Source organism: Parachryseolinea silvisoli, assembly GCF_021190955.1.
In the GTDB taxonomy this organism is placed as follows: Bacteria; Bacteroidota; Bacteroidia; order Cytophagales; family Cyclobacteriaceae; genus Ohtaekwangia; species Ohtaekwangia silvisoli.
In genome coordinates, this window is the sequence record NZ_JAIOAO010000005.1 from 163300 (window position 1) to 183286 (window position 19987).

Annotated in this window: 19 protein-coding genes; 7 read left to right on the forward strand and 12 right to left on the reverse strand. The window is 52.4% G+C overall.

The window, feature by feature from the left end; all coding sequences use genetic code 11:
• Window positions 1-170 precede the first annotated feature (170 nt).
• The 5 genes from K7P01_RS25895 to K7P01_RS25915 all read left to right on the forward strand — a co-directional run bounded on the left by K7P01_RS25895 (window position 171) and on the right by K7P01_RS25915 (window position 3899).
• A complete protein-coding gene (locus K7P01_RS25895) occupies window positions 171-698 on the forward strand; it encodes an RNA polymerase sigma factor (RefSeq protein WP_267297501.1) in 528 nt (175 codons plus the stop codon).
• Between the two features lie 16 nt (window positions 699-714).
• The gene (locus K7P01_RS25900) at window positions 715-1506 is read left to right on the forward strand and encodes a HEAT repeat domain-containing protein (RefSeq protein ID WP_267297502.1); all 792 of its coding nucleotides are present in this window, start codon (window positions 715-717) and stop codon (window positions 1504-1506) included.
• 29 nt (window positions 1507-1535) lie between these two features.
• On the forward strand, window positions 1536-2408 hold the full coding sequence (locus tag K7P01_RS25905) for a DUF4097 family beta strand repeat-containing protein (RefSeq protein ID WP_267297503.1): 873 nt from the start codon (window positions 1536-1538) through the stop codon (window positions 2406-2408).
• Window positions 2409-2453: 45 nt separating this feature from the next.
• On the forward strand, window positions 2454-3257 hold the full coding sequence (locus K7P01_RS25910; protein ID WP_267297504.1) for a DUF4097 domain-containing protein: 804 nt from the start codon (window positions 2454-2456) through the stop codon (window positions 3255-3257).
• A 168-nt stretch (window positions 3258-3425) separates the two neighbouring features.
• Window positions 3426-3899, forward strand: a complete 474-nt coding sequence (locus K7P01_RS25915) for a peroxiredoxin (protein ID WP_267297505.1) — start codon at window positions 3426-3428, stop codon at window positions 3897-3899.
• 66 nt (window positions 3900-3965) lie between these two features.
• Here K7P01_RS25915 and K7P01_RS25920 read toward each other — a convergent pair whose 3' ends face one another.
• Window positions 3966-6434, reverse strand: a complete 2469-nt coding sequence (locus K7P01_RS25920; protein WP_267297506.1) for a transglycosylase domain-containing protein — start codon at window positions 6432-6434, stop codon at window positions 3966-3968.
• A gap of 420 nt (window positions 6435-6854) precedes the next feature.
• Here K7P01_RS25920 and K7P01_RS25925 point away from each other — a divergent pair, with 420 nt between their 5' ends.
• Window positions 6855-7457 carry a TetR/AcrR family transcriptional regulator gene (locus K7P01_RS25925; protein ID WP_267297507.1) on the forward strand — a complete coding sequence of 201 codons (603 nt, stop codon included), beginning with the start codon at window positions 6855-6857 and terminating at the stop codon, window positions 7455-7457.
• A 293-nt stretch (window positions 7458-7750) separates the two neighbouring features.
• On the opposite strand, the gene K7P01_RS25930 is transcribed toward K7P01_RS25925, so the two are convergent.
• The 11 genes from K7P01_RS25930 to spt are packed head-to-tail and all read right to left on the reverse strand — an operon-like array spanning window position 7751 to window position 18678.
• The gene (locus tag K7P01_RS25930) at window positions 7751-8704 is read right to left on the reverse strand and encodes a phosphatase PAP2 family protein (RefSeq protein WP_267297508.1); all 954 of its coding nucleotides are present in this window, start codon (window positions 8702-8704) and stop codon (window positions 7751-7753) included.
• Window positions 8694-9311: a sterol desaturase family protein gene (locus K7P01_RS25935; RefSeq protein ID WP_267297509.1), complete on the reverse strand. Its 618-nt coding sequence runs from the start codon at window positions 9309-9311 to the stop codon at window positions 8694-8696. Before K7P01_RS25935 ends, K7P01_RS25930 begins: the two co-directional genes overlap by 11 nt.
• Before the next feature lie 4 nt (window positions 9312-9315).
• Window positions 9316-9861 carry a DUF4833 domain-containing protein gene (locus K7P01_RS25940; protein WP_267297510.1) on the reverse strand — a complete coding sequence of 182 codons (546 nt, stop codon included), beginning with the start codon at window positions 9859-9861 and terminating at the stop codon, window positions 9316-9318.
• Between the two features lie 19 nt (window positions 9862-9880).
• Window positions 9881-10588, reverse strand: a complete 708-nt coding sequence (locus K7P01_RS25945) for a CDP-alcohol phosphatidyltransferase family protein (protein WP_267297511.1) — start codon at window positions 10586-10588, stop codon at window positions 9881-9883.
• A 42-nt stretch (window positions 10589-10630) separates the two neighbouring features.
• Complete coding sequence (locus K7P01_RS25950; RefSeq protein WP_267297512.1) at window positions 10631-13174, reverse strand: DUF5686 and carboxypeptidase-like regulatory domain-containing protein; 2544 nt, start codon at window positions 13172-13174, stop codon at window positions 10631-10633.
• Window positions 13175-13182: 8 nt separating this feature from the next.
• The gene (locus tag K7P01_RS25955; protein ID WP_267297513.1) at window positions 13183-13554 is read right to left on the reverse strand and encodes a GtrA family protein; all 372 of its coding nucleotides are present in this window, start codon (window positions 13552-13554) and stop codon (window positions 13183-13185) included.
• A 5-nt stretch (window positions 13555-13559) separates the two neighbouring features.
• Window positions 13560-14006: a phosphatidylglycerophosphatase A family protein gene (locus tag K7P01_RS25960; RefSeq protein ID WP_267297514.1), complete on the reverse strand. Its 447-nt coding sequence runs from the start codon at window positions 14004-14006 to the stop codon at window positions 13560-13562.
• Between the two features lie 4 nt (window positions 14007-14010).
• A complete protein-coding gene (locus tag K7P01_RS25965) occupies window positions 14011-15336 on the reverse strand; it encodes an inositol-3-phosphate synthase (RefSeq protein WP_267297515.1) in 1326 nt (441 codons plus the stop codon).
• Between the two features lie 35 nt (window positions 15337-15371).
• The gene (locus K7P01_RS25970) at window positions 15372-16355 is read right to left on the reverse strand and encodes an NAD-dependent epimerase/dehydratase family protein (RefSeq protein ID WP_267297516.1); all 984 of its coding nucleotides are present in this window, start codon (window positions 16353-16355) and stop codon (window positions 15372-15374) included.
• Window positions 16352-17473 carry a GNAT family N-acetyltransferase gene (locus K7P01_RS25975; protein WP_267297517.1) on the reverse strand — a complete coding sequence of 374 codons (1122 nt, stop codon included), beginning with the start codon at window positions 17471-17473 and terminating at the stop codon, window positions 16352-16354. The genes K7P01_RS25970 and K7P01_RS25975 overlap by 4 nt, the downstream gene beginning before the upstream one ends.
• Window positions 17470-18678, reverse strand: a complete 1209-nt coding sequence (spt, locus tag K7P01_RS25980; protein ID WP_267297518.1) for a serine palmitoyltransferase — start codon at window positions 18676-18678, stop codon at window positions 17470-17472. The genes K7P01_RS25975 and spt overlap by 4 nt, the downstream gene beginning before the upstream one ends.
• A 743-nt stretch (window positions 18679-19421) precedes the next feature.
• On the opposite strand from spt, the gene K7P01_RS25985 reads away from it, so the two are divergent.
• Window positions 19422-19874, forward strand: a complete 453-nt coding sequence (locus K7P01_RS25985) for a DoxX family protein (protein WP_267297519.1) — start codon at window positions 19422-19424, stop codon at window positions 19872-19874.
• Window positions 19875-19987 lie beyond the last annotated feature (113 nt).

The window sequence follows — 19987 nt, forward strand, 5'->3', positions numbered from 1 at the left end:
TTTGGCCATACGTCTTTTATCGCCAGATACCTTCTACTTCGTCATTTCGGTGTTTTTTGTGGAATTTTAAGAAACTTCACCCTGACTGCGTAACCATTGGGGTGAGAGTAAGTTCTCCTCATTAGAAAACGCTTTATCCGGATTTGAATGCTTTAACCGACAATGCCCTGATGCTTAAGGTCAGGGACGGCGATCTTGACAAGATGAGCCTGCTATTCGAGCGGTATAAGAGGCCTTTGTTTGGTTTCTTTTATCATCTCAACAAGGACCAGGATCTCAGTGAGGACCTGGTGCAGACCGTGTTTTACCGGATCCTGAAGTATCGCACACGCTTTCGCGGCGACGGCGACTTTCGCAGCTGGATGTTTCACATCGCGCGCAATGTGAGCCATGACCACTACCGGAAAAACAAGCTGAAGAAGGACGATCCGCTGGAGGCCTGGCAGGATCGTTTGGAAGACGGCGACAACCGGTCTGTCGAGTGGCAACAGCGCGAGGAAAAGGAGCTGCTTTCCAGGGCCCTGGAACGGCTGTCCGAAGACAAGCGCGAGGTGCTGCTGTTGAGCAAATTTCAGGAAAAGAAGTATAAAGAGATCGGCGACATCCTGGGTTGTACGGAAGGAGCCGTAAAGGTTAAAGTGTTTCGCGCGCTGCAAGAGCTGAAGGAAGTATATCAGAAACTGGAAGCGCGTTACTGATTAAGTATTGACGAGTATGACACGAGCGGAAATAGACGAATTGCTTTTGCGGTATAATGCCGGCACGGCGACACCTGCGGAAGAGCGGCAGCTGGAAGGGTTGCTGGAAAGTGGTGCCATTGGTTTGGAGGACCTCGAGACCCTGCGCCCGTGGCAGGAGGCCCTGGACCAACTACCTGCACCGACACCTTCCCTGAACCTGGACGACACGTTCTACCACATGCTGGCGGATGAAAAGCGTAGTCAACGGCCCGCCGCCGCTTCCGGCACCCTTACCTGGGCCTGGTTATGGCCACGTCTGGCATTTACGGTGGCGGTACTGGTCGCCGGCATGGCGGCGGGGTACTTCTTGCGGACACCGCCTGCGGGGCCGGTTCCGTCTGACCAGCTTGCGGCGCTTAGCCAGGAGGTGACAACCCTGCGCGAAACGATGATGCTGACGCTGCTGCAGAAAGAGTCGGCAGCCGAACGGCTGAAAGCGGTCAGCCTGACCCAGGACATGGACCAGGCCAGCCAAAAGGTAACGCAGGCATTACTGCAAACGCTCAACACCGACAGCAATGTAAACGTACGCCTGGCGGCGCTCGACGCTTTGCGGAATTATGCCGTGCAGCCCACGGTACGCGAAGCGCTGATCCATGCGATCGCTCAACAAGAGTCACCGCTGGTGCAGGTGGCGCTGGCTGAGCTGATGCAGTCTATTCAGGCAAAGTCGTCGGTGAAGGAGCTGCAAAAGCTTCTCGACAGCGACAAAACTCCGGGCGATGTCAAAAAGAAAATTGAAGAGACCATCCAGGTATTGATCTGATCGATACCCTTACTCAAACGAAAACCATTATGAAAAAAATATTGATGGGCTCGCTCCTGCTGCTGGTCGGCATGACGCTCCGGGCCCAATCCTTTACAGAGAAGATTACGCGTGAGCTGGCGTTCGAAAAGAAAAGCGCCGCCAATACCGTAGTGATCGACAACATCAATGGATCGATACACGTCGAGGCATACGCGGGCGACAAGGTGCTCGTGACGGTGACCAAATCCATCCGTGCCAAGACGGCAGAACGGCTGGAAGAAGGTAAGAAAAAGATTCAGTTGGGGATTATCAACGATGTGGATACGCTCGTGCTGTATACAGAAGGTACGTGTAGCGGCTACGGACGCAACACAGGCAACCACCGACCTACGTCGGGTCAGTGGGGCTACAGCCAATGCCGCGAGTGCCACGAACACTACGAGTACCAGCTTGACTTTTCACTGCAGGTGCCGGCAGATGTGCACGTGTCCGTGAGCACGATCAACAACGGCGATATTGTTATTGAAAACATGCAGGCTGCCTCGGCCGCCAATAACATCAACGGCGGTATAAAATTACTGAACCTGACGAGCGAAGCGCGTGCCCACACGATCAACGGCAATGTGGACATTACTTACGCCCGCAACCCCAATCGCGAGTGTCATTTTTATACACTCAATGGCGACATCCGGGCGAACTTTCAGAAAGGACTGGCCGCCAACATGAGCTTTGAAAGCTTTAACGGCGAGCTGTTTACCAACATCGATAAGATCGAGGCCATGCCGGCTGCGGTGCAGCAAGTGGCACGCAAGGACGGTATGAAGTTCAAAGTCGGTGACAACTTTTATAAGATCGGCGCCGGCGGCTCCCTGCTCGCCTTTGAAACCTTTAACGGCAACGTTTATATTAAAGAACAATAACACACCCCACACCATACAACATTATTCTCTTTTGATTTGACAACTATGAAAAAGTATATCCAGATTTTCGCACTCACCCTCTTTACGCTTACCGTCAGCCTGCTGGCGCAGGCTCAAAACGAGTTCACGATACCGCTGAGCGATCCCGGCAAACGCAGCAAGCTGAAGGTACACATCAACTACGGCTCGATTACGGTCAAGGGCACCGCCCGGAAAGATGTGCTGGTGAAATATAGCAGTGAAAGCGAAGAAGGCGACGGTCGCAAGAACGCCGACGGTATGCGCCGCATTGGCGGCGGCGGCACGAGCATCGAGGCCACCGAAACAAACAACCAGGTAAAAGTCCAGTCCGACTCGTGGAGTCACAAACAAAACATCACGATCGAAGTACCCAGCGGCTGCGACCTGGACCTGCACACGTACAACGACGGCGACCTGATTGTTAACAATATTCAGGGTGAGCTGGAGCTTACTAATTATAACGGACCGATTACAGCGCTAAACATTGCCGGCTCCGCCATTGCTACGACATATAACGGCGAGATCAAAGTAACCTTCGACAAGATCAGCGACGGCGCGCCGATGTCGTTTACCACCTACAACGGCGATATAGACATCACGTTTCCGGCGACACTGAAAGGGAGTATGAAGGTTAAGACAGACCAGGGCGAGATCCTGACAAACTTTGATGTAGAGTTTAAGAGCAGTGGACCGGTGCAGAAGAAAGATAACCAGTCGGGGGTATATAAGGTAATTGTGGACGAGTGGAAACGTTGCGACATTAACGGCGGAGGACCGGAGTTTACAATGCGTAACTATAATGGCGACATTTACATCCGTAAGAAATAGTCATTCACCACTAAATACCCTGAATTGAGCAATCCAGCGTGAGTGTGAAGCGAAAGAACAGAATCCCCGTATTCGCTCTCACACTCACGCTCACACTGTTTTCCCGGGGGTGAGATCCGTTTTACAGGCTATTTTCGTATGTTGTAGTAACGATCAATACGAACTATTATGCCACTCGCCATCGGCCAAAAGGCCCCTGACTTTATGCTCCCTTCCACGTCTGGCCGGGACTTTTCCCTTTACCAGGCTATGAAAGGCAAACCTTGCATTCTGTACTTCTACCCGAAGGATTTCTCTATGGGGTGTACGAACGAGGCGTGCAGCTTTCGCGATACGTTTGAGGTTTTTCTGGAATTAAAGATTGCTTTGTACGGCATCAGCCGCGACTCGATTGAGAGCCATGAGCGGTTTAAGAAAACATTGGGATTGCCATTCGACCTGCTGTCGGACGATGGCGGAAAGGTCTGTGCGTTGTATCAGACGCAGCTGCCGTTTGTGCCTTTGTTTACGAAGCGCACGACATATCTGCTGGATAAAAACCAGACTGTCATGGCAGTGTATGAGAATATTTTCTCATCAAAGAAACATATCAAGGCGATGGTAGAGGAAGTTACAGCAAAGGGGAAAACTGCATTGTACTGACACGCTTACCACACTGGCTGCAAACACCTTTGTTTCGCTCTCACTCTCCACACTCACACTGTTTCCTTATCCGCCGCTATCCTCGATCTCCAGTGTACGTAGGGCGGCGCTGTCGCGGGCTTGGCTGGCTTGACGCATTTTGAGCTTGCGCTTGTAGAGCTTCTCCATGTAGCTTTCTTTGGGGACCTGGTTGAGCGTATCGGCTGCGCGTAGGGAGTCTTGCTTAAAACTCATCTGTTCTAGCTGTCCCCAGAGCGTTTCGTCTAGCTCGTAGAGGTCGCAGGATAGTTTTTGCTGGGCTGCGCGCGATGGGGTCGGGAAAGTGGCTTTAGATATAGTCTTAAAGTTGGGGTCTTCGTTTATCTGTTGTAAGAAGTAGCCTACCATCGGTAGGGCGGTGTTTCCGCCCTGGCCCAGTTCAGTACTGCGAAAGTGGATGCGCGGGTCGTCTGCCCCTACCCACGTGCCCATGACCAGCTCGGGTGTCATGCCCATAAACCAGCCGTCGGCGTTGGCCTGGGTGGTGCCTGTTTTGCCGGCAACGTCGTTGTTATGCGCCGCGTATTTCCAGCGCAGTCGTGAGGCAGTGCCTTCGTGCACGACGGTGCGTAGCAGGCCTACGATCAGCTCGGCTGTCTCGGGTTTTAGCACACGCTTGCTTTTTTCTGCGGGTTTGAACTCCGTGTATGTGTTGCCGCTCCTGTCGCGCACGCCAGTGATATAGTATGGATGTACCGCCATGCCGGTGTTAACGAAGCAGGAATAGGCGGTGACCATTTCCATGAGCGAGATAGAGGAAGAGCCCAGTGCAATGGAAGGCACGTCAGGCAGCTCGCTGGTGATGCCCATGTTGCGGGCGGTCTCCATGGTATTTAGCACGCCAGCTTGCTGGATCATCTTTACCGCTACGGTGTTGATAGAGTAGGCCAGTGCACCACGCATGGTATATTTCACCTGGTAGTCGTTCTGCATATTGCGGGGCGTCCACTTATCCCCTTCTTTGTCGATATATGTTTCCTGTGCGGCGGAGATCAGGTCGCACGGCTGTGCGCCGCGCTCGATGGCCGTAGCATATACAATCGGTTTAAAGATCGACCCCACTTGCCGTTTGGTCGATACTTTGACGTGGTCGTACTGAAAGAAATCGTGTTCGATGCCGCCGACCCAGGCGCGTACGCGGCCTGTCTTTGGCTCAATGGCCAGGAAGCCTGCGTTGAGGAACTGGATGTGGTGTTTGATCGAATCGATGGGACTCATCTTCACTACCTTTTCGCCATCCCACGAAAACATGCGCATGGGCATCGGCTTCTGCATCTCGTCGAGGATCTCTTCTTCCGACAGGCCTTTTTCTGCCAGCGCTTTGTAACGCGAGCAGCGGCGGATGGCATCCTGAATTACTTCTTCATGACCCTGCCACGGGTTCTCTTTGCGCCAGTGGTCGGCGAATTGCTTTTGCACCTCTTTCATCTGCCGCGCTACGGCATTCTCCGCATACTCTTGCAAGCGCGAGTCGAGCGTGGTATAGATTTTCAGGCCGTCGGTATATAAATTGTAAGGTGAGCCATCGGGGCGTGTGTTGTTGCGGCACCACTCCAGCAGCTCGCCTTTGAGGTATTCGCGGAAGTACGGCGCCAGGCCCTGGTGGTGCGACACCATGTTGTATTTCAATTCCAGCGGCAAGGCTTGCAATGAATCCAGTGTCCCTTCGGGAAAGCGTTTATATTTCTGCATTTGCGCCAGCACGACATTGCGCCGGGTGCGCGACCGCTCAGGAAACAAGCGCGGGTTGTAGTTGTGCGTTGCCTTGAGCATGCCGATGAGCACGGCGGCCTGGTCGGCGGTCAGGTCTTTCGCGCGTACAGAGAAGAATCGTTTGGCTGCGGCTTCGATACCAAAGCATTGGTCACCGAAGGGAATGGTATTGAGGTACAGCCGGATCAATTCCTTTTTAGGATACAGATCTTCCAGGCGCTGGGCGGTGATCGACTCGCGCATTTTGTTGATCAACATGGACAATACCCAATAACGCTTGCGCGGATATAAATTCTTGGAGAGCTGTTGCGACAGCGTACTCCCACCACCGGCGGACTCCTCTTGTAAGAGGATTGATTTGACGAACACGCGGCCCAGGCTTTCGTAGTCCACGCCACCGTGCTCATAAAAGCGCACGTCTTCCGTGGCAATCAGCGCATCTACCACGACGGGGGCAATATCGTCAAAGCGTATCTCTGTGCGGTCTTGCAGATAGTAGCGGCCCAGCAGTACGCTATCGGCGCTGTAGATCTCGGAGGCGACCTGGTTTTGAATGTTGCGCAGGGCGCGTTTACCGGGCACTTCAATCCACACCACGAGCAAGAGCAACAGCGGCGGCCCCCCGATGACCAGGCCGGCAATGGTCCATTTGCGGGCTTTGGGATGCGTGCGGTAATATTCCCGCACCTGGGCATAGCGCAGGGCCAGGTACTGCAGCAGAGGGCGGGCTTTGCGATACACCCAAACACAACCGAAACGAACCTGCCGTTTAATTCTCTTCAAAAATTCTTGCATAGTACAATAGTAGACCCCTCACACGCGGTAAGTTAACACCCTGAAAATTATGGAACAAAAGCCCCAAAAACGGGATCATGTAATAAAATCGGGCCAATCAGGGCCGCCTTGCCGGACAGTTACCCCGCGGTGGGACGCACCCCTAAACCATTGGGCGAAACATTCCGCGTATAAACGCCGGGTTGTGAACTTTACGCGCACGAATGTGCCGCATCACATACCAACATCACCATGTAGGGAAGATGTATACTATCATCTTTGCACACGTACACGAGACACCTATAACATGATTTTTTTCCCTTCCTTCCGGCAAAAAGATAACATGAAAGAAAAAACGCGGATGCGCTAGGTAAGCCCCTGGGAAAAAGCTATTTTTAGAATGAAAAACGGAAATAGTCCAAAAGAGCAATGCCCCCCACAACGCAAACGAAAGATGAGCAGATTCGTGCAGAGGTAGTCACTGCTGCGCGTGGTCTATTCCAGCGTTTTGGTCTTTTTAAGACCACGATGGAAGACATCGCGAAAGCGACCGGGAAAGGCAAAAGTACGTTATACTATTATTACGCCAGCAAGGACGAGATCTTTGACGCGGTGATCAAGGAAGATATGGAAGACGTGATGAGCCAGGTGCAAATCGCTGTCAACAAAGCCGGCACCGCCGAAGAGAAGCTCAAAACGTTCAGTCTCACCAAGCTCAAGGTCCTGGCGCAAAAGGCCACCTTGAATAGCGTGGTTTTTGGTGAGATTTCCGAGAACCCCCAGTTGATTAAAAAGCTCAAAAAGGATTATGAAGCACAGGAGCTTGAGCTGCTGAAAAACATCCTCGCTTTTGGCGTGGCCGAGGGCGAGTTTAAGAAGGTTAGCGATGAAGATCTGGACAGCATGAGCTATATTATGTTGAGTGCCTCCCGGGGGATTGAGCTGGCAACACTGGAAGACTGCCGCATCAAAAAAATGGGTGATCGCCTCGATTTTATTCTGAATTTGTTGTGCCACGGAATTAAGAATTAATTCCCTCCTCCTGCCCTTCTACATTCCTCTTTTTTAATTTTACTACTCTATACGAAGACCCCAAAAGCAGGGATTGGGCTTGATACTGGCCGGTAAGAGCCCTGAAAGGGCACAACACAATAGCCCAGGCTGAAGCGCAGCAGAGGCCTGGGATAGGCAACACAGACGACACCCAAGCCCTGAAGGGGCGTAACAATTCGAGGCAGTGTCGCTCAGCAAAAGTATCAATTATAGTCCGACGCTCGCTTTAATGACAGTACCTCATGCCAGGCGCTACATCTATATATTATACCTTATGAGATTAGCTGTGTATACCGGTCGACAAAGCGGCGGAAGCCCGATTGTTTTTTCATGAGGAATCCGAACAGCGTGATCCCTGCGGCGGCTGTTGCGATGCCGGCGAGGACGTCTAGTATATAATGATGGCTGGTGTAGACGGCGGCGAACCAGATGCCGACGGTAATGATGCCAAAGGCCAGGGTACCCCAGCGTAGGCGTGCTTTCCAGGCGGTATACCACACGATCAGCGGATAGGCGGAGTGTAACGAGGGCATAGCAGCGAAAACGTTAGAGCCTTTTTGATACAGGGACTGGAAGATCGTTACGCCAAAGAACTGATCGAACCGGATCAAGCCGGCCGTGTTGCCCGGTGTGCCCGCAATGAAATCAAAGCCGTGAAGCGCTACGTACCACGGCGGCGCTGCCGGATAGAGATAATACACGACGAAGCCCAATAGGTTTACCAGCAGGAATGTGAGCAGGAATTGCAGGAAGCGGCTGCGGTCTTTAAAGAACAGGTAGGCGGCAAAGCCCAGTGGTACGGGAATCCAGCACAGGTAAAAGAACCCCGTGAGCACGTCTACCCAGGCGGCGCTATGAACCTGAAAATATTCGTTGGGTGTTACGAGCTTGCCGTCTTGCACCATACCGAAGATGGCGCGTTCGGTCTCGTACAGGTCTTGTATGTGTACCGCGTTATAAACATAGTTGGGAAACGCCTTCATGTAGTCGTACAGAATCCAGAAGACAATAAAGACCGAGAAACCCAGGATAAATTTGCGGGTGATGCGCGATGCCAGGTACAATGTGTCGAATATCAACACGAGGAACAGCTGGTCGGTTTTAAAGCCGATGAGCAATGCCGATAGCCCCAGGTATGACACAGACACCACGGCGGCCACGAGCACGTCGCGCCACGAGATCCAGCGGGTTACCGGAAGGATGGGCAAGTCCAAACTATTTTTCAAAGTCGGAACGGAATATTTTGTCCCACAAGGCTGAGCTTACGCCATAACCTTTTGTGGGGTCGGCGTAGTGATGCTGCATGTGGTGGTGTTTCAGCTTCTTCCAGAAGCGGTTGTTAAACTTGCTGTGGTGAAGTGCATAGTGCGATATGTCATACACCAGATAGCCAGCCAGAAAGGTTGCAAAGAACCCATCCATGTAGGCCACGGGAAGCAGCGCATGAAACAGGAAATAAAAACCGGTGGCCAGTGGAATGCTCATGGAAGGCGGCAATACCAGGCGCATGGCGTCGTTCGGATAATCGTGGTGCACACCGTGGAACAGGAAGTGCAGTCTTTTTCCGACGGCCGATTTGGGCTCAAAGTGAAATACGAACCGGTGCATAATATACTCCGTCAGCGTCCATGCCAGTAGCCCCAGGATACAGCTGGCAATAAACGTGAGCACGTTTGTGTACGTGACAGCCAATGCCCTATACATAAAATAGGTTATGATGGGAATGAAGAGGATCAGCGGCACGCTATAGTGTACCTTTGAAAGGCTCTCCAGGAATCCACTTCTGAAGATTCGGATCGATTCTGTACTGTTTGAAATAAAGTTCTTCTTCATAACACTACGGTTTAAAATTCTGGATCACCTCCTGCCCCGTCACGGGGTCCGTTCCCTTCACTTCGGCACACACGATATTCGGAAGCCAGAAGCTGCCACCTTCGATCTGTAAGAATACTCGCGACACGTGGATGTTGCGACCGTTGATGGTCGCCAGCACGTGGAACTGGTTGTCGGCTGCCTTTACCAGGTAGAACGGCAGCTTTTTATAGGACACAAACCGTAACTCGTATTTGTCTGCCGAAAGCTTTTTGCTCTTCAGTCCATAGGCGTAGTTGCGCTGAATGAACGACAGGTCTTCTTGTTGTCCTTCTTCCTGATAGCGGATCCAGTAGGCACGCACCGGGTCTTCTTCATCGGGTACACCCTTCTCCAACTTTACATCATACAGGATGGTGTTGGTATTGGGCGTGCGCTGAATATAAAACAGGGTAGCCTTATTTGCCGGCGGTACGGGGAATGTCTCCTGCCCTTTGCATACACAGGGTTGCTCCGCGCCCGCGTGGCCGGTGGAGAAACCGGTCATCAGCCAAACGAGAAAGTGCAGCATGAACGTCATAGTTCGTTAATCAGGGTTGTTTTTCCAGTTCTTTTTTTGATTCGCGCAGACGGTTGACGGCGGTAATGTTGGTTAACACGGCCATGACCGTAAGCGGTATGGTAAAGACGGAGATTGTCTCAAATACCTGGAACGGGATGCCTGGTATAAAGAGCTTGTAATCGCCGCCGAGGTAGTGCGCGGTAATGCCACAGGCCAGGGCCGACACACCGATGGTCACCACACGTTCCGGTCGTTGCATCAGGCCACCTTTGCAATCGATGCCCAGGCCTTCTGCCCGTGCGCGTACATAACTTACCATCATAGAACCGATCAACGCAATAAACGCGAATAAGGAACTGAGGAAATAATGATGCCCGATCAGGTAATAACAAATGCCCAGGAACATGACCAGCTCGCTGTAGCGGTCGAGAACCGAGTCGTACAATGCACCGAATTTGGAGCTCATGTTGCCCAGGCGCGCCACCTGTCCGTCGAGCATGTCAAACAGCCCCGCGAATAACACGAGCGCGCCTGCCCAGCCGACATAGGTCAGGTCGCCACGATTGCCTTCTTCCACCCCTATTACAAAGATCACGGCCACCCCAATGTTTAAGAGGAGCCCCGTAGTGGTCACGGCATTGGGTGTAAACCCAATCTTGATCAGGAGCTTTACAAAGGGATTGATGACTTTGTAAATGAGCTGCTGCAATACGATGCGCAGGGGCGTTTTCTCCATTGCCCGGTTGTTTAAGGGTTTTTCTATAACACTGTTCATAGGTCAGAAATCAAATTTAAAGCGTGCACGTATGCCCCATTGCGATACTTCGGGGTGATCCAGGTACGAAAGACGCTTCACTACGTCAACCCGGATCAGCTTAAAAATGTTCGCGATACCGACGCTGGCTTCCATGTACGGCTCGGGCTGCAGAGAATACGTCGTCTCCACACCCTGGTCGTTTACCGGAAAGGCGAAAGCGTCCGCATTATGACGCGGGTCGTTCTCACGGCGAATGCTGCCGTACAGAACTTTAAAGGTCGCCACCTCGCGCCACTTCAGCTTTTTCAGCAGCGGGATCTTATTGAAGATAAACCCGTTGAAGTAGTGATCGAAGCTCAGGCTCACGTATTTGTCACTGACAAACTCCAGGAAGTTCATCAGGTTGTACGATTGTAATTGATACGAGTACGTTTGGTTGGCACGGTGGATGGCCAGCAGCGGGAACGGCACTTTGCCGAAGATATAGCCGCCTTCCAGCACCATGTCGGTATAGCCAAACTGCGACAGGTATACACGTTTGTATACGTTCAACGCCACGTTTTGATAGTTGTACTGGCTGTTGAATAAGTTCTTTATACCACCTACAAAACGGGCGGTCAGGATGGGGTAGCGGTTGGGGATCGGAATGCGATAGAGCTTGCCCTGGTAGAACTGTTCCCCGGGCGCCCAGCGAAATTCCAGGTTGATCTCGGACGTGATGACATTGGGCACGGGCTGCAATAGGTCTTCGGTGTTACGCTCATACCGCAAACCGCCGGCCGGGATCTGTTTCCAGTTCTTAAAGCCCACGCGGTATGAAATATGGTTATCAAACTCGTGCAGGTAGTCGACGACCCAGATGTCGTTGTACAGCCACTTGTCGTTTACACCACGTTTGAATGAAAGGAGGAAGTTATCTTCCTGAATAAACTGCAGCTCCTGTCCGGGGATCTTCATGTCGTGCTGGTAGCTGACCCGGAGTGTTCGCACGGGGAACTGCCAAATGGACTTGCCCGTAAACGAATACGTGGCGCTGAGGAAGTACTTCCACTTTTCGTCTTTAAAACCATAGGCGCCATAGGTCTCAAAATAAAGGCGCTCGTTAAACTTGGGCGTAGTCCGCCCTCCTACCCGCAGGCGGAAACCTTCTACGGGGTTGAAGCTATAGAAAGTATTGACAGGACCGAGCTCCCACCAGCCAAAGCTTTTGTAGCCGGCGAGCAATAGCGTGGCGATGTCCATCGTACGACGGAACGACGGTACTTTTTGCAGGCTGTCGATGTTCTGGTATACCTTCGACTCGGCGTGGCTGAGCGAGTCATGCCGGTTGGCGAGCCAATATTCATCGGTATGTTCTTCGGCTTCTTTCTCCTGCTGCTGTTTCTCCCCCTCGAAGAAGTCGGGCGGACGCGGCTGGTTGATGACGAAGTTTTTATAGGACACGACGCGTTCGCCGTATAGGCCGCCACGCCCCTGCGTGATACCAAAGTCGGCGCGCATGCGGCTCTTGACCACCTGGAACTTGCCGTCTTCCATTTGCTGAAATTCCTGGTTGATAAACAGCTCGCGGACCCAGTTGAGGTTGATGTTTTTGTTTACGGTCATGTCTACCCGTTGCACGGCGTAGTTGCTGTCGAGGGTAACATAAAGCCGGCCCTGAAACAGGAAGCCCCCTGCGTCGCGCGGTGCGAACGACAGCTCAACGAGCTTGGGTGTGACGTCTTTGAGGGTGTCGGTGATGTAGAATTTATAGAATGTGGGCGCGCTGTTGGCAATGGGACTAAGGAACTGGTTTGTCAGCAGCGTAATGTTGTTCTCGTAAATGTCGATGTCGTTGTACAGGTAGTTGAGGTACGTGCTCATGCCCGCGTTATCGACATAGTCGTCGAAGCTTACTTTCTGGTGCGCTTTGACGACCGACTTGTTGTGTTCGGGTGAGCGTTGGTAGTATTTATCGATCAGGTTTTCCTGCAGGTAGATCGGCAATAAAGCTTTGCCTTTTATGGTGGTGGTGTCGACGTTTTCGAACATCCACTTATACTTGCGAAACAGTTTGCGTTCCTTGAATTTGTCAGACAGGTTGCTGAGCGACATCTGCAGTTTTTCGTACTGTTCGTACTCGACATTGTCGTAGTGCGTCATGCGGTTCTGCTCTTTGTGCTCGATCATTTCGCGTACGAGGTCTACCGCGGGATTGTTTTTATTGCGGTAGCGCTCCCGGCCCTGGGTGGTGACGGTCACTTCATCCAGCACCTGCGCGTCGGCGGTAAGTCGCACGTTTATGTCCTGGGTCTCCCCGACCTTTACCTTTCGGATAACGGTTTTATATCCCAGGAATGAAAAATGAAGCTCTTCGTTGGCGGTGTTTGTCGTAATGGTGTAACGCCCCTCGATGTCGGTAGTGCTGCCAATGGTCGTTCCTTTAAAAACTATATTGACAAACGGCAAGGGCTCTTTTGTGTCGGCGTCGGTGACGACACCGCGCACAATGGTCTGCCCGGACGCCTGCCAGGCGCCAACCCATAACCCTATGAATACCCATATTCCGTAAACAGCCGCTCTCACGCAAACATCTATTTAAATACAAATCTTTTCTGCAGCACGTAGTTATAGCTGACACTCAACACGATCGCTACCCCCATCTTGGCCACAACATAATTCATCTCCACATAGTGCGTTACACCCAATAGCAACGCAAAACTAAGTCCGATATAGCCCAGCCACACGACACCATAGCGCCACAGCTGGTCGCCATGCGGCACGTGCGTGGCGGCAAAGACCCAGTGGCGGCTCACCGTAAAATGCACAACTGCGCCCACGACGTTGCCCGACACGCTGCCGAAGCCGTACCACGCGCCAAACACCTGCACGAGCAGAATGGTGGCGCCGAAGTCGGCACAGGTGGCGATGAGCGAAGCAGCTTGTGACTTGACGAAGGTGAACATAGTCGTCAGAGGGGAAAAAGCTGTACAGCAACCTGCAGTATAACGTTGGCATACAGACCGGCGAGCAAGTCGTCGGCCATTACTCCCCAGCCCCCCGGAATGCCCTCCGCCCGACGTATGTAGAGCGGCTTGGCAATGTCGAAGAACCGAAACAATACAAACCCCGCAAACACCGTTGCCCAGGTGACCGGCAGGAACAATAAACTGATGCACATGCCGGCAATCTCGTCTATCACAACCCGCGGACTATCTTCTCCCCACAGGGGCTCGACCCGGTCGGCAGCCCACACGCCCAGGTCCGTAATAATGACCGTGACCAGCACGGCCACAAGGGGATCTACGCCGCCGGAAAATGCCAGGTACCAGCCCAGGCAGCAGGCAGCGGCGGCCACTGTGCCGCCGCCCCTGCCGATATAGCCTATGCTGAGTCCTGTAGCAATGATCCGATGCATGGTGTTACAGTACCTCCACCAGATCCTGGTAGTAATCCAGGCCCAGGTGTGTGATCAGGTCTTCGCCCATCATGTGACGCAGTGTGTTCTGCAACTTGATGAGCTGTTTGAAGATATCATGCTCCGGACGCAGGCCGGGCGCTGTCTGCGGTGATTTGAAGTAGAACGACAGCCACTCCTGAATACCGCTCATGTTTGCGCGCTTCGCGAGGTCCATGAACAGCGCCAGGTCGAGTACGATCGGCGCAGCGAGGATGGAGTCGCGGCACAGGAAGTTGATCTTGATCTGCATCGGGTAGCCCAGCCAACCGAAGATGTCGATGTTATCCCAGCTCTCTTTGTTATCGCCGTGCGGCGGGTAGTAGTTGATCCGAATCTTATGGTATAGATCGCCGTAGAGCTCAGGATTCTTTTCCGGTTGCAGAATATCTTCCAGTACACCCAGCTTGGATACTTCTTTGGTTTTGAAGTTCTCCGGATCATCGAGTACCCAACCATCGCGGTTACCCAGGATATTGGTCGAGAACCATCCGCGGATGCCCAGGGAGCGTGCGTGCAGACCGGGTGCCAGGATCGTCTTCATGAGTGTCTGGCCGGTCTTGAAGTCTTTGCCGCCGATCGGTACGCCGTTCTCACGGGCCAGCTCTACGATTGCCGGGATGTCGCATGTCAGGTTCGGTGCGCCGTTGGCGTACGGGACACCTTTCTTGATCGCTGCATAGGCGTAGATCATGCTGGGCGAAATCATCGGGTCGTTGTTACGCAGACCATCTTCGAAGGCATAGATGTTTTTGTGAACGTCTGTCTCTTCGATATACTTCTCGGTCGAACCGCACCACACCATGACCAGGCGCTCGCAGTCGTTCGCTGCTTTGAAGTTGTCGATGTCTTCCATGACGGCCAGGGCCAGGTCGTATTTCGTGGCAGCCTGTTTTACGTTGGTGCCGTCGAGGTTTTTGATATAGCTCTTGTCGAACACAGCCTTCATGGGCTTGATCTTCTCCAGCTCGGCGCGGATGGGCTCAAGCAGCGACGTTTCCAGCACTTTGGCATGGAGAGCCGCCTGATACACGTTGTCTTCGTATACATCCCAACCGCCAAATACGATATCTTCCAGTGTCGCCAGGGGCACGAAATCTTTAACCTTCGGGAAACGATTTTCGGTGCGTTTACCCAGGCGTATATTACCCGTCTGTGTAAGCGAACCTACCGGCTGTGCCAACCCTTTCTTCACTGCTTCCACACCCGCAATCATGGTCGTCGCCACAGCACCTAACCCGGGGATGAGGATCCCCAGCTTGCCATTGGCTCTTTCAATTTGTTCTTTCATAAAAGGTTATAATTATATATGTACAGGTTCATTTTTTATAGCCACCGGTTGTCCTTGTACCATTGTATGGTTTCGGCCAGGCCAGTCTCCAAAGTATATTTCGGTGTAAAGCCCAGCTCGCGCTGCAGCCGCGCAACATTGCAGGTCCAGTTGGCAGCGGTCAGTTCGGCGAGCTTGGCACGGTTGAGTGCCGGCGCCTGCCCCCGGATGTTGCCCAGGGTTTCCTGGACAAATGCCAGTCCTTTAACCACGCCTAACGGCAGGTGTACACGTACGGTTTTTCGGTTTAGGATACGCTTGGTTATATCGGCCAGCGCATAGCGGCCGTACCCGCTGCCGTCGGCCACCAGGTAAGTACCCGTGACACCGTCGGCCAGTGCGGCAATCGTGGCTGCCGCCAGGTCCTTGACGTATATAAAGCTCAGTTGCTGGTCCATGCGACCGATGTATGGCTCCAGGCCCTGGGCAAAGGTCTTCAACAAAATAAAGATGTCGCGGTCGCGCGGCCCGTATACTGCGGTAGGTCGTAACATGACCGTTGGCAGTCCGGGGATCGCCCGCAGATAGTGCTCGGCCAGCAATTTACTTTTGCCATAGGGCGAAATCGGGCGCGCGGCATCGTCTTCGCGGATGGCCTCGGCGGTGGCACTGGGCCCTTGCGCCGCCAGGCTGCTGAGGAAGACAAACTTCTTAACGGGCAGTTGGGCCAGGACAATCGCCTCAGCGATGTTACGCGTCACGTCTGCATTCGCAGCGTTATACGCGGGTTCGTCCTTGGCTTTTACCGTGCCCGCGGCGTGAATCACGTATTGGTACTGCCCTGCTTCCAGTGCCGTGCGCAGCGACGCGACGCTGGTAAAATCGGGGGTTATGAACTTTACCGGCAACGCACGCAAGTGGTCGATCTTGCTGGAGGACCGCACGGCGGCGGTTACTTCCAGGCCTTTCGCCAGTGCAGCCTCGATGAGGTGAAACCCTACAAAGCCGCTCGCCCCCGTGATCAGTATTCGTTCTTTCATAACGCTTTCTCGAATATTCTGTACTTTTTGTACGGAACACCCTTGATATTCAGCAGCGCGTTATTCATCGGGGCGTTGTCTTCCAGCACCCACGACGCTTCTGCCCGTGTCAATTTCTTTTTGCGATACGCCTCGATAATGCTGGCATAGAAGCACGCCTCGATGCCAAGCTTGCGGAAGCCTTCTTCCACCCCGAGTGTGATGACCCGGATACCTTTCACTTTCTTTAACCCAAACAGCAGCTTGAAAAGCCCGAAAGGCAACAGCCGGCCACGTTTTATATTAATCAACACTTCGTTGATGTCGGGTATGGCCAGTGCAAAACCGATGGCACGTCCATCTTTCTCGGCTACCAGGCAGAAGTCTGTGTCGAGGATCATTTTCATGTCCTTGGCCATGTAGTCGAACTCGGGCTCGGTCATGGGCACAAACCCGAGGTTTTTGTCCCACGCATTGTTATATACACCCCGGATCTGTCGTACTTCTTCTTTGAAGTTTTTGATGTTTACCGGACGGATGGTAATGCCTTTTAGTTTCAGACGATTGAGCATCGTCTCTTTTACCCGCACAGAGCGGTCGTCGTAGCCGTCGGCGCCAAAGCGGTATGCAAGGATGTCGACCTTCTTGCCGAATCCGGCCGCTTCCACAAGCGCGTTGTAGTACGGTTTGTTATAGGTCATCATCGCGGCGGGCGGCGAGTCAAAGCCTTCCACCAGCAAGCCACACGTTTCGTTGGTGGAGAAGTTGACCGGCCCAATGGAGGTGGTGGCACCTTGCTGGCGCAGCCATGCATCCGCCTGCTCAAAAAGCAGCCGGACTACTTCGGTGTCGTTCACCACGTCGAAGAAGCCAAAGAAGCCGTCGCGGGTATTGTTAAAGGTATTGTGATTTTTATTGAGGATGGCGGCGATGCGCCCTACAATCTTGTCGCCGTCGTACGCCAGGAAAAGCTGTATGGAAGAATGTTCGTGAAAAGGATGTTTCCCAGGGGTAAGCAAATCGCGTTGGGCGATAAACAGCTCGGGCACATAACACGGATCATTTTTATACAGATCGTGCGGAAAATCAATGAACGCCTTCAGCTGGTCTTTGCCACTGACGGAAACAATACGCTTCATTTAATACGTTCTTTTAGTTCAAGCACGCCTACCTGACGGAATACACGTGCTATTTTCTCCACTGCTTCTTCGATCTGACCGAACGTATGCGTTGCCATCAGCGAAAAGCGCAGCAGGGAAGCGTCCGATGGAACGGCCGGCGATACGACCGGGTTCACAAAGACGCCTTGTTGTTGCAGCAGGCTGGTGACGGCAAATGTTTTTGCGTTATCACGCACGTAGATGGGCAGGATCGGGCTTTCGGTAGCGCCGATGTCAAACCCTTCTTCTTGTAAAAGGTTCATGGCATACCGCGTGTTCCGCCACAGATTTTCCATATGTTCGGGCTCGGTCTCGATGATATCCAGTGCCGCCAGGGTGCTGGCCGCCGAGGCGGGCGTCATGCTGGCGCTGAAGATCAGTGAACGCGCGTGGTGTTTCAGATAGTCGATGGTATCGGCGTCACTCGCAACAAAGCCGCCGAGTGAGGCGAGCGATTTGCTAAAGGTGCCCGTAATAATGTCAACCTTGTCGTCGAGGCCAAAGTGTGAGGCTGTACCTGCACCTTTCACACCAATCACGCCCAGGCTGTGCGCATCGTCGACCACGACGGTGGCGCCGAACTGATCGGCAATGGCAATGATCTCGGGCAGCTTGGCAATGTCACCCTCCATACTGAAGATGCCGTCGACAGCTATGACCTTAATGGACTCTTCGGGCAGCACGCTGAGGCGACGGGCGAGATCGGCCATGTCGTTGTGAGCATATTTAATGACCCGTGAGAACGACAGGCGCGTGCCGTCGTAGATCGATGCGTGGTCGTATTCGTCGAGAATGAGGTAGTCGTTGCGGCCGGTGAAGCTCGACATCACCCCCAGGTTCACCTGGAAGCCTGTGCTAAAGATGAGGGCTGCCTGCTTGCCGGTGAAGGCTGCGATGCGGTCTTCAAGCTCTACGTGTATGTCAAGTGTGCCGTTAAGGAAACGCGAGCCGGCACAACCGGTACCATATTTTTCGACAGCTTTATGAGCAGCTTCTTTAATCTTGGGATGGTTGGTCAGGCCGAGGTAGGAGTTCGACCCGAACATCAGTACACGCTTGCCTTGGATCATCACCTCTGTATCCTGGGCCGATTCAATGGGCCTGAAATAGGGATAGATGCCCTGCGCCCGCGCTTCTTTCGCCGCAGTATAGGCAGCAATTCGTGCTTGTAGTGGTTTACTCATAGTCTCGCAATCAAAGATTGTTCCTGCATGGGAGGAGTTGGTTGATGCCTATTGGATGATAGTCGAAATAATATCACGTTTAGTGTAAACTTCTTCGAATAAATTTATGTTCTATACGCTGGTCGACCCCACAAGCACACCCGGATTTATCTGGTTCTCTCGAACAAAATCGTTTTTTAGTCCAACCCCTTTAGAACGATTTCGTTTTTCGGTCTAAAAGTAGCGTATCTTTTCATAATTTTAATTTAAAGCAGTTAAAAAAAAATTAATCCCGAAAAGGCCACTGAAGACGTTTATCAATACGAAAAGCACGGACTTTTGGTTCTCCATAATGTTTATTTAATGTTATTTAAAACACAAACAATCGTTTGATCTCCCACGAATAACATTGTTTTCATCTATTCTTTTTTTCCTGTTTAAAAAGCCACGTGCCGTTTGTCTCCTTCCATGTGACGTTCGCGGGCCATGTATACCGCTCATGGCCGACGTATAGCACGATGATATATACATCGCCCATGTACAATCATACAATCATCTATACCACCGCACGTGGTACCGGCCTGCGCTTAGGCATGCTGGCCCTCGCCTACCCTATCCCAATACCAGGATATGTAAGGAAGTTGCCGTATGACGCTCCTACAGGGCTTTTTCCTGCACGTGAGGCTAGGACAACTTAAAGACTCTTTACCCTTGCTTTTCCCCCGATTTTTTTTTAAACTTTGTATAAATCAAACATTTATTGTATGAGTGTTATCACTGATGTAGAAAGTTGGGGTAACAATCACCGCCCTGGCTTTCTGGATGTGTTTCGCATCCTACTGGGACTATTTTTGACCTATAAGGGTCTCTATTTTATTACGCACATGCAAGAGCTCCAGCTCACTGCGGCCGGTATCAATGTCTATTTCGCTGGTATGGCCGTAGCGCACTACGTTGCCTTTGCTCACATCCTGGGAGGGCCGCTGATCGCTTTCGGTTTGTTTACGCGTATCGTCAGCGTTATTCAAATGCCCATACTGCTGGGAGCCGTATTCCTTGTTAACTATCCGAAAGGCTTCCTGTCCGTGGCACAACACATGGAGCTCTGGGCTTCCCTCGTCGTATTGGTTGGCTTGGTTGTGTTTATGGTATTTGGTGCAGGGCGTTATTCGATCGATGCCAAACGTAGAAAAGAAATGATGGCAGCAAATCCTTAAATCTACCGGTATTTTTTTCTTTCTACCTCCACCTGAACCTGGGGCATTCGTTACAACGAATGCCCTTTTTTTATATCCGTATCCCCGCAGGATTGTGTACTTTGGTGATCGAT

Excerpts from the sequence above, each read along its gene's own strand:
- K7P01_RS25895 (WP_267297501.1), top strand. The coding sequence starts at position 171 with ATGCTTAAGGTCAGGGACGGCGATCTTGACAAGATGAGCCTGCTATTC.
- K7P01_RS25900 (WP_267297502.1), top strand. The coding sequence starts at position 715 with ATGACACGAGCGGAAATAGACGAATTGCTTTTGCGGTATAATGCCGGC.
- K7P01_RS25905 (WP_267297503.1), top strand. The coding sequence starts at position 1,536 with ATGAAAAAAATATTGATGGGCTCGCTCCTGCTGCTGGTCGGCATGACG.
- K7P01_RS25910 (WP_267297504.1), top strand. The coding sequence starts at position 2,454 with ATGAAAAAGTATATCCAGATTTTCGCACTCACCCTCTTTACGCTTACC.
- K7P01_RS25915 (WP_267297505.1), top strand. The coding sequence starts at position 3,426 with ATGCCACTCGCCATCGGCCAAAAGGCCCCTGACTTTATGCTCCCTTCC.
- K7P01_RS25925 (WP_267297507.1), top strand. The coding sequence starts at position 6,855 with ATGCCCCCCACAACGCAAACGAAAGATGAGCAGATTCGTGCAGAGGTA.
- K7P01_RS25935 (WP_267297509.1), bottom strand. The coding sequence starts at position 9,311 with ATGAAGAAGAACTTTATTTCAAACAGTACAGAATCGATCCGAATCTTC.
- K7P01_RS25940 (WP_267297510.1), bottom strand. The coding sequence starts at position 9,861 with ATGCTGCACTTTCTCGTTTGGCTGATGACCGGTTTCTCCACCGGCCAC.
- K7P01_RS25945 (WP_267297511.1), bottom strand. The coding sequence starts at position 10,588 with ATGGAGAAAACGCCCCTGCGCATCGTATTGCAGCAGCTCATTTACAAA.
- K7P01_RS25955 (WP_267297513.1), bottom strand. The coding sequence starts at position 13,554 with ATGTTCACCTTCGTCAAGTCACAAGCTGCTTCGCTCATCGCCACCTGT.
- K7P01_RS25960 (WP_267297514.1), bottom strand. The coding sequence starts at position 14,006 with ATGCATCGGATCATTGCTACAGGACTCAGCATAGGCTATATCGGCAGG.
- K7P01_RS25965 (WP_267297515.1), bottom strand. The coding sequence starts at position 15,336 with ATGAAAGAACAAATTGAAAGAGCCAATGGCAAGCTGGGGATCCTCATC.
- K7P01_RS25970 (WP_267297516.1), bottom strand. The coding sequence starts at position 16,355 with ATGAAAGAACGAATACTGATCACGGGGGCGAGCGGCTTTGTAGGGTTT.
- K7P01_RS25975 (WP_267297517.1), bottom strand. The coding sequence starts at position 17,473 with ATGAAGCGTATTGTTTCCGTCAGTGGCAAAGACCAGCTGAAGGCGTTC.
- spt (WP_267297518.1), bottom strand. The coding sequence starts at position 18,678 with ATGAGTAAACCACTACAAGCACGAATTGCTGCCTATACTGCGGCGAAA.
- K7P01_RS25985 (WP_267297519.1), top strand. The coding sequence starts at position 19,422 with ATGAGTGTTATCACTGATGTAGAAAGTTGGGGTAACAATCACCGCCCT.